This window comes from Stenotrophomonas pictorum JCM 9942, from assembly GCF_001310775.1.
GTDB lineage: Bacteria > Pseudomonadota > Gammaproteobacteria > Xanthomonadales > Xanthomonadaceae > Stenotrophomonas > Stenotrophomonas pictorum.
The window spans coordinates 1-11,547 of record NZ_BAZI01000060.1 but is presented as its reverse complement, the minus strand read 5'-3'; the positions used below and the strand labels follow the sequence as shown (position 1 = coordinate 11,547).

Genomic DNA, 11,547 nt, shown 5'->3' with positions numbered 1-11,547 from the left:
GCCAGCGCAGGTAGCTGCCACGCAGCGGATCGGCCAGCGCCGGGGCCAACCCGGCGGCCGGAACCGCGTCGGCCAGATAGGCGCAGATCGCCGCGGTTTCAGTCACCACCACGCCGCGGTGGACGATGGCCGGCACCTTGCCCATCGGATTGATCGCCAGATACTCCGGCGACTTCATACTCTGTCCGTAGCCCATCACCTCGACGCGGTAGGGCTGCCCGATCTCCTCCAGCATCCAGCGCACGACGCGGCCGCGCGATTGCGGGTGGGTGTAGAAGACAATCTCATCGTTCGAACTGCCCATGCACGTGGCTCCGGATGGTGGAACGGCAGTCTAGCAACACGCTGCGGTATCTCCCGGAAGTGCCCGCTGCGCTGCAAGACGAATCCGGCCGGCGGCGGTCATTGCCCCGGCGGCTCCGTCAACACCGGCATCAGCGGCTGCGATGTGTCGCCGGTCCAGCGCATCAGCGTCAGTTCGGCCTGCTGCGCGCCCTTTGCACCGGAATTGCGCACGGAATAGAACAGCCCCCCGCCCAGCGACTGCAAGCCGACATCGGCCTTCTGGTTCCAGCCACGGATGCCGGTCGCCGGATCGCGCTGGCCATCGGCGGCCAGGGCCAGTCGCAGGCCCTGTTCCCAGCCCTTGCCATCGGCCGCCGGCACCCCGACCAGATCCCCAAGGACCGGCGCCGCCCGGCCATCCACGGCGAACAGCTGGTAGTTGGGAAATGCCGCCTTGCGGCCGCGGTATACGCCCATGAACCAGCGCTGCGATGCAGCGTCATAGGTGAGGTTCTGCACCCCATAGGTGGTGTTGCCGGTGTACACGAAGTACTTCCCGTCAACCTCCGCCGGTCCCTGCCGGTGCGGGCGTGCCTCGATCAGTGGCTGCGCGTGACGCGCCCAGTCGCGGATGTCGTATTGCAACAGCACCTGGTGGTCGTTGTCGGTGCGTGCGGTGTTTCCGTAGATGCCGTAGGCCACGGTCAGGTACAGCGGGCCCTCGCTCGCACCGAAGCGTGGCCCGAACGCCACTCCGTCGATGCCCGAACAGCCATAGCGGTGATCCGGTGACTGCGCCTCGTTGCCGGAGTAGCGACCGTCATCGCCATCGAAGCGACCGTCGCCATCCACGTCGGCGGTGTAGTCGTCCACCACCTCGGGCAGATGGACCGTGCGGAAAACCTCGCCCTCGGCGGCATCCATCCCCACCCGGTTGATGCCTTGGCCATCGATGATGGCGATGTAGAACGCCTGATCGGCCTTGTATTCGAGCGAGCCGTAGATCCGCCCGTCAGCGGGGTTGAGATCCAGATCACCCAGATGACCGGTCCAGCCGGCCAAGGTACCCACCAGCTTTCCCTCGAAGTCGAACTTGGCCAGCAGATTGGTAAACGAGTAGTAGATGAAGCCGCCCTGCCGGTCCACGGCGATGCCCTGCACATGTCCTGCATCCCAAGTGCCCCCGTCCTGCTTCAATGGCAGCAAAGGGGGTTTGCCGGAGGTGACAGCCGGTTCCCCGGCCAGCGCCGGAGCCGCCAGCAGCGCCAGCATCAGGTAGAAACTGTTTTTCATGGGAGATTCCTGGAAACGGATGCAGGTGGCCGGTTGGCAGGCGGGCGGCAGTTCATGCGCCGCTGAAACGGTTCTGTCCGCGCTGCACGGTCATCTGATGGGAGCCGGCCAACGCGGTCGTGCGGGTCTTGATGTCCTGCATGAACACCCACTCGCAGCGGATCCGCTGCGGGTTGATGTCCAGCAGCGCGTAGCCGCGCTGTGCGGTATCGCACCAGCGGATTTCCGGGTTGCGGGCCATGAAGGCCGCAGCCACCGTTTTCGGATCGGTGGCCATGCTGCCTTCGATACCGCCAGAAGTGACCGCCTGCACCGCGAACTCCACCCCCGCCGCTTGCCCGCCCTCCTCCAGCGCATAGGCCCAGGCGTTGTGGCTGTCACCGGAGAGCATCACGAGGTTGGCATCGGCCTGTTGCGCCGCACGCAGCAGACGCGAACGCGCGGCAGGGTAGCCATCCCAGCGGTCCATCCACATCGGCAGGCCAACGCGTGCGCCGCGGATGTTGTCCTTGAAGGCCTGCACCGTACGTTCGCTGGCCTCCGGGCGCAGCCAGCCCAGGGTCTGCTCCGGCATCAATGTGCGACCGAGAATAGTGCCCATCCCCACCAGTTGCCACGTGGTGTTGCCGGCGTTGTGCTGCAGACCGTGGTACAGCCAGCTCTCCTGCTCCAGGCCGAGCATCGTTGCCGAGGGATCCTGCCACGGGCCATCGCGGAACGCCTCCAGCGCCTCCCGGGTACCGGCCAGATAGGCGCTGCGGATATCGGCCGGCTGCGTGCGCCCGATCAGGCGCGACTCGGTGCGGTACAGCGTGGCCAGCGTGCCGATCGGATACTGCTTCCACGGCTCGTCGGACACCGGCAGCCATTCCCGATAGGCCTGCACCGCGGCCGCCTTGCGGGTGTTCCAGTCACCTTCGCTGGCGGGCTGGTGGTTCTGCGCGCCGCCCTCCCAGCTGTCGTTGGTGATCTCGTGGTCGTCCCACAGCGCCACCATCGGTGCCATCTGATGCAGCCGCTGCAGGTCCGGATCGGCGCGATAGCAGGCCAGGCGCAGGCGGTAATCCAGCAGCGAAACCATTTCGTGATCGTGCGCCGGCAGCCCCTCACGTCCTGCAACCCGGTCCTGCGTTTTGTAGGAAGCCAGACCATATTCGTAGAGATAGTCGCCCACGTGCAGCCACAGGTCCATGTCCTCGCGCTCGGCCGCATGCGCGTAGGCATTGAACCAGCCGACCGGCAGATTGGCGCAGGAGAACAGGCCGAGCCTGAAGCTGGCGACCTCGCCTACCGGCAGCGTACGGGTGCGGCCCACCGGCGAGAAGCTGCCATCGGGTGCGATGAAGCGATACCAGTAGGTGGTCGCCGGCTGCAGACCGTCGACAGTGAGCTTGGCCGTCCAGTCGCGGTAGCTCCCGGTGCGGACACTGGCGCCGGCCACCACCCGGGTGAACGCGCGGTCCAGCGCCATTTCCACCTGCAGGGTCACGTCATTGCTGCCTGCCGGGGGCAAATAGCGCGTCCACAGCAGCATGGAATGCGGGCCGGGTTCGCCGCTGGCGACATTGTGGGTGAAGCCTTTGGCGCCGAGCAGCTCGCCAGCCAACGCGCGGCCGACCGGCAGCAGCAGCGCACCAACCCCCAGGCCGGCGCCGATGATCAGGCGGCGACGATCGATATTGACGGTCACGAAGCAGTCTCCAACGGGAATCCAGATAGAAAAAACCCTTCCGCGCCCGGCGCGGAAGGGGTGCAGTGGCGATCAGAAGCGGCCGCGGATACCAAAGTTCCACATCGAGCCGTAGACCGTGTACATCTGCACGCGGCTGGGGATGTTGGAGTAGATGACTTCCGGCTCGTTGAAGATGTTGCGGCCGGCCAGCATCACGTCGATGTTGTCAGTCAGCTTGTAGCTGGCGCTGATATTCCACAGCTGACGCGAATCGCGGTAGAGAATGCCGTTGTTGGCAGTGGTCGGCGTGTTGCTCAAGGCGCTGACGCGATGCTCGGACTGGTAGTTGCCGTTGATCTGGAAATCGAAGCGCCCGTAGTTGTAGCGGACACCCCAGTTGGCTGCTTCCTTGGGAATGTTCTGGCGCGGACCATCCGGATTCACATGGGTCAGCGAGCCGTACAGGCTCAGGCCCTTGAGCGCACCGGGCAGGAAGGTGAGCTGCTGGTTGTACTCCAGCACCATGCCTTCGTTGGTGCTGGTGCCCGGCAGGTTCTGCGCACTGCGGAAGGTATAGCCTTCGTAATCACCGGGGTTGAAACCCACACTTTCCGGATCGACCGTGATACCGGTGACCTGCATGTCCTGCATGTCCAGTTTGTAATACGACAGCCCCAGCATGCCCGACGGCTCCAGGTAGTACTGCAGGCTGGCGTAGTACTTGGTGGAATGCTCGGGCTTGAGCTGCGCGTTGGGCACGGTGACGATCATCGTGTCCTCGTTCACCGACACCACACCACCGAGGTTGCCGTAATCCGGGCGCAGGATGGACTGGCTGAAGGACAACTGGCCGACCAGCTTGTCGGTGAAGTCGTACTTCATGCCGCCGCTGAGGAAGAAATCGTCGTACTCGCCCTTGCGCGTGGTGTAGCGGCCGTTGTTGTACTGGTACAGCAGGCCTTCGACCGTGTTCGGGTCCAGCCCGGCGGCCTGGACCTCGCTGCGCGGACGCACGTCGGCCATGCGCGCCGCGGTACGGGTCTTCTCATAGCGCAGGCCAAGGTCGAAGCGTGCATCGCCAATGCGGGTTTCCGCTTCGATGTAGGCGGCATCCACGTCTTCCTGGATGCGCTTGTTGTTGTCGAGCCGGCGCTTGAGGTTGCCGATAACGTCCGGCACGAAGTACTCCGGATGCTCCCGGTAGATGTCGTACATCGCGTAGTTGTTGTCAGCGCGCCAGCCTGATCGTTCAGGTTGCCCGCGCCGGTCCCGATGATCGCGAAGTCGTAATTCCCGGTCCACGGCACCGAGGCCGAGGGATCGGTCTGGCTGCCGTTCGGACCGACATACTTGTATTGCTGCCAGGAACCTTCATTGGTGCGCCAGTCGTTGCTGCGCGTGCCCAGACCGCCCATCAGCGTGAGCGGGTTGTCGTTCCAGCTCAGATGCTTCTTCAGGTCGAGATTGATACCGGACTGGTCGTTGACCGCATCGGATTCGGCAGTGCGCACGTTGTAGCCGATGGGGTGATCGCGATTGAAGTTGGCCGGATCGTTCCAGGGCCGCCCTGCGGTCTGCGCCAGATTCCACGCGTGCGAACCTTCCGACGGGCGATCAAGAGTGAAACCGATACCGGTCAGCCAGCTGTCGGTGCGCTGGAAGAAGCCCTTGCTGTTGTCGCGGAAGTTGAACTCGGCTGACGAGTAGCTGCCGCGCAGCACCGCCTCCCAGCTCTCGCCCTTGTACTCGAGCTTGGGCGCGACCAGATAGGCGGGGGTACCGGCATAGCGATGCGAGTACTGCGTATGCAGCCGGGTGTTGGTGCCATTGGGATCCACCACGATGTGCTCGGGGGTGGAGCCCGGCGCGGCTTCGGATTTGGACGTGGTGCCAAAAATCAGGTAGGTGTACTGGTTGAAGTACTCCACGTCGTACATCGAGTAGGTGCTGCGCAGCGAGGCGACCAGGTTGTCGGTGATCTGGTAGTCCAGGCTCAGGTTGGCGGCGGTACGGCTGGTCTTCTTCGGACCCGGACGCCACATCACCCGGTAGGGCATGGCGCTGCCGTCGGGCTTGTAGGCCCAGTCGGTCTGGATGCGGTCCTGCTGCACATAGTTGGCGTTGTAGCTGGCGTTGAACTCCACGCCGAAGCGGCCGTCCATGAACACATCGCCGAAGCCGAACTGGCCGGAGGGATAGATCGTGTCGTGCTTCTTGTCGTCGGGGAAATATCTGCCGGACCAGTTGGAATCGGACGTGCCCACCGCACCAAGCTGGAACACCAGATCACGCTTGCTGCGCTGGAACGCATGCTTGCTGCGCAGGTTGATGTTGCCACCCGGCGAATCGGCATCCATCGCCGCGGTCAGCGTGTGGTTGAGCTCGATCGACTCGATGCCGGTGATCGACATCTGCTCGAACGAGTTCTGCCGGCCGGAGTTGTTGTTCGAGGTGGCCGTGGCCATGCGTGCGCCATCGGTGGTGAACGTCGAATACTTCGGATCCAGACCACCGATACGCACCGCGGTGGCGTCGACTTCGGTGTAATCCAGCGACAGACCCGGCATCGACTTCATGAACTCGCCGACGTCGCCCATGGTCAGCGCGCCATAGTTGTCGGCGGCCACCACGTTCTTGGCATTCATCGCCGCACGCCGCTCCATGATCGCGCTGGCCTGGCCTTCGCGACTGGCGGTGACGGTCAGACCCTCCAGGCTCACCGCCTCGCTGGCTCCCGATGCATAGGCGGGGGCCTTGAGCGGAATATCCACGCTGGCCACTTCATCCTTGGTGACCGTGACCGCCACCCGGCTTTCCTCAAGCCCGGCGTAGCGGACGACGAGCACAACCTCACCTGCGGGAACACCATTGAGGCGGAAACCACCGCTTTGATCGCTGTAGACGACATTGGTGGTTCCGGCAACGCGCAGTTCGGCATTGCGCACGTACTGCCCACTATCGGTATTGAAGACACGGCCGCGAACCGCACCACCGGCCATTGCCTGCTCCGAAACCTGCCGCTGCTCCTGCGCGAAGGCTTCTGGCGCAAGGCAAAGCGCAAGCACGATGGCACCAGCCAGCGCCGACTTCCTGACTACGATCATGATTTGTTCCTGAAGAGATATGCGTAGGTCGTGCCTGGAAACTGCTTCCAGGCAGATGCAGCGCATCGTATTCACCTTCAGTTACAGAACATTTACATGTGGTCGCCGGCTCTATCCGCTGGCGTCCAGGTGCGGATGCCTCGCACCGTTGAAACAGGAAATCCCCGCCACCGGCGCAGCACCCGTGGCAAGGGATTGATGGCAGCGCACGATGTCGCCGCTGCCCGGCAATGGACTCGATACGCGGCGCTGCCGGCAGGCGGTGCGCATTACGCGGGTTACCGCGCGGCAACTGTGTTCAGTACGCGAACTCGGCGAACAGCGGGTCCACACGGCCGTTCCAGCGGCCGTGGAACAGGTCGAGCTTGCGCTCGGCGGCGGTCTTGCCGGAATCGACGATCTCCTGCAGCACGTCCAGGAAATGGGTTTCATCCTGGCCATCGGCATTGAGCGCGGCGCGCCGACGCAGGCCGTCGCGCGCGATCTCCAGCGCGCGAGCGGCAAGATCGCGCACGGTGCCGTTGCGGAACGGCAGATGCAGGGCCTGCTCCGGCACACCGTCACGCAGGGCATGGCGCTCGGCCAGACTGAAATCCTTGACCAGGTCCCAGGCCGCATCCAGCGCGGTCTGGTCATACAGCAGCCCCACCCAGAACGCCGGCAGCGCGCAGATGCGGCTCCACGGACCACTGTCGGCACCGCGCATTTCCAGATACTTCTTCATCCGCACTTCCGGGAACGCGGTGGTCATATGGTCCGACCAGTCACGCAACGTGGGCAGTGCGCCCGGCAGCACCGGCAGTTTGCCCTGCATGAAGTCGCGGAAGCTCTGGCCGCTGGCATCGTGGTAGATGCCGTCACGGTAGGAGAAGTACATCGGCACATCGAGCAGATAGTCGACATAGCGCTCGTAACCGAAGCCATCCTCGAACACGAAGTCGAGCATGCCGGTGCGGTCGGCATCGGTATCGGTCCAAATGTGCGAGCGCCAGCTCAGGTAGCCGTTGGGCTTGCCTTCGGTGAAGGGCGAGTCGGCGAACAGCGCGGTGGCGATCGGCTGCAACGCCAGCGACACGCGGAACTTCTTCACCATGTCCGCCTCGGAGGCGAAATCCAGGTTGACCTGCACCGTGCAGGTGCGGGTCATCATGTCCAGGCCGAGCGCGCCGACCTTGGGCATGTAGTTCTTCATGATCTGGTAGCGGCCCTTGGGCATCCACGGCATGTCCGCACGCGTCCACTTGGGCTGGAAACCCATTCCCAGGAAGCCCAGCTGCAGCTCGCCGGCCACCTGCGCCACCTCGTTGAGATGGGTGCCGGTTTCCACGCAGGTCTGGTGGATGGTTTCCAGCGCCGCGCCGGACAGTTCCAGCTGCCCGGCCGGCTCCAGCGACACCGAAGCATTGTCACGCAGCAGGGCGATGGTGCGGCCGTTTTCCTGCACCGGCGCCCAGCCGAAGCGGGTCAGCCCGGTCAGCAGCGCCTCGATGCCACGGTCACCGTCGAAGGCCGGCGGACGCAGGTCATCGAGGCGGAAGCCGAACTTCTCGTGCTCGGTACCGATGCGCCATTGCGCCTTGGGTTTTTCACCCGACGCGATCTCCTGGACCAGTTGGTCGCGGTCGGTGATGGGGGTATCGGCGACGTGGCTGGGGCTCGACAAGGGCTGGCTCGCACTGGGGGAATGAAGGCGCGATGTGGGGTCCGGAGCGGTCCATCGCAAGGCGGCACTATATCGCGCCACCTGCACCGGCCATGTGGACAGTCGCGGATTTCAGCATCCCAGCTATGGCGGCTTGACGGGCGCGGCCGCTACACTGGGGCATGGACCGTAGCCGTCATATGCACTACGAAAGACACCGTTCCGACCGGGTTGGCTGGCTGCGGGCGGCCGTGCTGGGCGCCAATGACGGCATTGTCTCCATCGCCGGACTGGTGGTGGGGGTGGCCGCTGGCGGCGCCAGCGCCACCACGATCATCGCCAGTGGCGTTGCCGGCACGGTGGCCGGGGCGATGTCGATGGCGGCGGGGGAATACGTATCGGTCAAATCACAGGCCGATGCCGAGCACGCCGATCTGGCCCTCGAACGCCGCGAGTTGCGTGAAGACCCGCACAGTGAGCTGGACGAGCTGACCCGCATCTACCGCCAACGCGGACTGGATGAGGAACTGGCCCGTGCCGTGGCCGAGCAACTGACCGCACACGATGCCTTGGCGGCCCATGCCCGCGATGAACTGGGCATCACCGAAACCCTGCGTGCCCGGCCGCTGCAGGCCGCCGCGTCCTCGGCCGCGGCTTTCATCGTCGGTGCCGCACTGCCGATGCTGACCGCGCTGCTGGTTCCCGCTGCCCACGTGACGCTGGCAACCACCCTCGCCACGCTGATCGGGCTGTGCCTGACGGGCGCTTGGCAGCCAGCCTGGGCGGCGCCTCGCCAGGACGCGGGGCTTTGCGGGTCACGTTCTGGGGAGCGATGGCGATGGCCGCCGCCGCCCTGATCGGACGGCTGTTCCAGATTCCGGTCTGATCCCCCACCGCGCCACGCACCGGGGTGTGGTGGAGAGGGTCCTTATCCGGCAGCGGTATCGGTATCGGCGACGGTCGGATTCAATCCCAGCCAGCCACCGACAACCAGGCGGGCTTCATCCACACCCTGCTTGGATTCGCTGGAGAAGCACTGCACGCTGACGCTGTCGCCAAAGCGCGAGGACAACTCTTTCTTCACCTGTTGCAGGGTCTGCATCTGCTGGCCCCGACCGAGCTTGTCGGCCTTGGTCAACAACGCATGCGCCGGCAGGCCGCGCTGCACCGCGTAACCGAGCATCTGCAGGTCGTATTCCTTCAACGGGTGCCGGATGTCCATCACCACCACCAGTCCCTTCAGGGCCTCGCGGGTGCGGAAATATTTCTCGATGAAGGCCTGCCAGTGCGCTTTCAGGTCCAGCGGCACCTTGGCGTAGCCGTATCCGGGCAGATCGACCAGATGCGCCTGGGGGGTGACCTGGAAGAACACCAGCTGCTGGGTGCGGCCAGGTGTTTTGGAGACGCGGGCAAGTGCATTGCGGCGCGTCAGGGCGTTCAGGGCGCTGGACTTGCCGGCATTGGAGCGACCGGCAAAAGCCACTTCATTGCCGATATCCTCCGGCAATTGCTTGGCATTGTGGGCGGAAAGCAGGTATTGGGCGCGTTCGAGGAGCTGTGACATGGGCATAGGATCGCATGTTGCGGCGCCGCGCGCCGGGTCCGATTGATGGCCGCTGCGGCATTTCCCCCGGCAACGGCGAAAAATCCCTCCCCCGGGCCACTACGCCCCCTTCGGCACCGTGCCCGTGCGGTTTTTGCTGCAGTGCTGCGTTGACCCTGCCGCGAAACGGCGTTGATAATCCGGGCGATGCCGGCGGAAGCCCCGCCCGGCCGGTCCACACGGAGCTTCCGCATGCGCCATGCTCGTGTTCTTGCCGTTGCTGCACTCGCTGTACCGCTGATCGCCGTCGTCGCGTTTGCGCAGAGTTCGGTGAGCGCCGTCCCCGACAATGCGCCGGTGGCCGTGGCGCCGCTGGAAATCGATTTCAGCAAGACCCGCCTGGTGATGCCACCGCCGGACAGGCCAAAGCTTCCACCTGCGCGGCCTGCCATGGCGCCGACGGCAATTCGCCGATCGATATCTACCCGCGCCTGGCCGGACAGAGCGAACGTTATGTCGCCAGGCAGGTGGCACTGATCGCCAACGGCCAGCGCAACGAAGGCGCGGTGGCGGCGATGGTGCCGTTCGTGCAGAACCTCACCGCCCAGGACATGCGTGATATAGGCGCCTACTTCGCCACGCAGAAAAGTGGCGCCGGCGTCGCCGATGATGCACAGGTCAGCGAGGGCCCTTATGCCGGCATGAAGTTCTTCGAGATCGGGCAGAAGCTCTACCGCGGCGGTGACGCCAGCCGCGGCATTCCCGCGTGTATCGCCTGTCACGGGCCCACCGGCACCGGCAATCCCGGTCCGGCCTACCCGCACATCGGCGGCCAGTACGCCGGCTACGTGGCGCAGCGCCTGCAGCGCTACCGGGCCGGGCAGACCGGGGAAACCGATGCGGCCCAGTTCAAGATCATGGCGCAGGTCAGCCAGGCACTGACCGGGCAGGAAATCCAGGCGCTGGCCAGCTATGTGCAGGGCCTGCATGATCGGGCCGATGACGCCACGGTGGCCGCTGCCCCCGCTCAACCCTAGCCCGCGCAGGTCGCTGCGGCGACCGGCAGGTGCTGTTCGCAGACGCGCCGGCCCCACCAGGTCGGCGTCTTTATTTTTGACTGGAGACTTTTAGCCCTATGTCGTTTCTCTCCCGCCTGATGGCCCTGATGCTCGCCCTGGCGCCGCTGGCCGCCACTGCCGCCCCCGCCACGCCGGTGGAAGGCCAGGACTATGACCTGATCGCCGCCCCCGGGCCGTTCGCACCGCTGGCCGGCAAGATCGAGGTGGTCGAGCTGTTCGGCTACACCTGCCCGCATTGCGCCCACTTCGAGCCGCTGCTGGAGGCCTGGGCCGCCAAACAGGCCGGCGATGTTCGGCTGACGCGGGTGCCGGCGGTCTTCGGTGGCTACTGGGACTCCTATGCCCGCGCGTTCTATGCCGCCGAACAGGTCGGCGTGCTCAAGCGCAGCCACGGCGACATGTTCCGCGCCCTGCATGAGCAGCGCAGCCTGCCGGTACAGAACGTATCGCCGCAGGAACTGGCGAGCTTCTACGCCAGCTATGGCGTGCAGCCGCAGCGCTATATCGAGGCGCTGCGCAGCCCCGAGGTCGACAGCAAGCTGGAAAGTGCGCGCAGCTTTGCGATGCGCGTGCGTGCACCGGGCACACCGGCGCTGATCGTCAACGGCAAATACCTGGTCAAGGGCCGCACGTTCGAGGATGCCGTGCGCATCACCGATGCACTGATCGCCCGCGAACGGGCTTCCGCCAAACGCCGCTGAGCGGCTTCCTCGCGGCCGACTGCCGGTTCAGCCGCGCCTGCACATAATGTCATCATGTGTTCTCCGGCCGCTCCGCGCGGCCCGATGAACCCCAAATTTCCGCTGGAGATCCACCCGATGAAGATCCGCTTCGCCCTGGCCCTGATGGCCCTGCTCCCGTTGATGGTCGCCTGCAAGGCCCAGGATGGCTCGGCCGACACCACCGCTCCGGCCACCCCGGCCGCGCCG

Annotated in this window: 7 protein-coding genes and 4 pseudogenes; 4 read left to right on the top strand and 7 right to left on the bottom strand. The window is 65.1% G+C overall.

Annotated features, from left to right (window positions below; all coding sequences use genetic code 11):
- From JCM9942_RS05295 to JCM9942_RS05275, 6 genes and pseudogenes are all read right to left on the bottom strand, one after another.
- Positions 1-304, bottom strand: a 304-nt coding sequence (locus JCM9942_RS05295; RefSeq protein ID WP_172675048.1) for a glutathione S-transferase N-terminal domain-containing protein, incomplete at its 3' end; no start/stop codon positions are given.
- 98 nt (positions 305-402) lie between these two features.
- On the bottom strand, positions 403-1,578 hold the full coding sequence (locus tag JCM9942_RS05290) for a hypothetical protein (RefSeq protein ID WP_054658186.1): 1,176 nt from the start codon (positions 1,576-1,578) through the stop codon (positions 403-405).
- A gap of 52 nt (positions 1,579-1,630) precedes the next feature.
- The gene (locus JCM9942_RS05285; RefSeq protein ID WP_054658184.1) at positions 1,631-3,268 is read right to left on the bottom strand and encodes an alkaline phosphatase D family protein; all 1,638 of its coding nucleotides are present in this window, start codon (positions 3,266-3,268) and stop codon (positions 1,631-1,633) included.
- A gap of 72 nt (positions 3,269-3,340) precedes the next feature.
- The gene (locus tag JCM9942_RS20020) at positions 3,341-4,465 is read right to left on the bottom strand and encodes a TonB-dependent receptor domain-containing protein (RefSeq protein WP_256202306.1); all 1,125 of its coding nucleotides are present in this window, start codon (positions 4,463-4,465) and stop codon (positions 3,341-3,343) included.
- Positions 4,466-5,643: 1,178 nt separating this feature from the next.
- Positions 5,644-6,249 (bottom strand): annotated as a pseudogene (locus JCM9942_RS20015) (carboxypeptidase regulatory-like domain-containing protein); the annotation flags it as partial.
- A gap of 403 nt (positions 6,250-6,652) precedes the next feature.
- Positions 6,653-8,017: a glutamate--cysteine ligase gene (locus JCM9942_RS05275; RefSeq protein WP_054658183.1), complete on the bottom strand. Its 1,365-nt coding sequence runs from the start codon at positions 8,015-8,017 to the stop codon at positions 6,653-6,655.
- 161 nt (positions 8,018-8,178) lie between these two features.
- Here JCM9942_RS05275 and JCM9942_RS05270 point away from each other — a divergent pair.
- Positions 8,179-8,882: pseudogene (locus JCM9942_RS05270) on the top strand (VIT1/CCC1 transporter family protein).
- Between the two features lie 42 nt (positions 8,883-8,924).
- On the opposite strand, the gene yihA reads toward JCM9942_RS05270, so the two are convergent.
- A complete protein-coding gene (yihA, locus tag JCM9942_RS05265) occupies positions 8,925-9,560 on the bottom strand; it encodes a ribosome biogenesis GTP-binding protein YihA/YsxC (RefSeq protein WP_054658180.1) in 636 nt (211 codons plus the stop codon).
- Between the two features lie 231 nt (positions 9,561-9,791).
- Between yihA and JCM9942_RS05260 the strand changes: the two are divergent.
- The 3 genes and pseudogenes from JCM9942_RS05260 to JCM9942_RS18845 form a co-directional block, all read left to right on the top strand.
- A pseudogene (locus JCM9942_RS05260) lies at positions 9,792-10,576 on the top strand (c-type cytochrome).
- Between the two features lie 98 nt (positions 10,577-10,674).
- On the top strand, positions 10,675-11,319 hold the full coding sequence (locus JCM9942_RS05255) for a thiol:disulfide interchange protein DsbA/DsbL (RefSeq protein ID WP_054658178.1): 645 nt from the start codon (positions 10,675-10,677) through the stop codon (positions 11,317-11,319).
- Between the two features lie 117 nt (positions 11,320-11,436).
- A pseudogene (locus tag JCM9942_RS18845) lies at positions 11,437-11,547 on the top strand (thiol:disulfide interchange protein DsbA/DsbL); the annotation flags it as partial.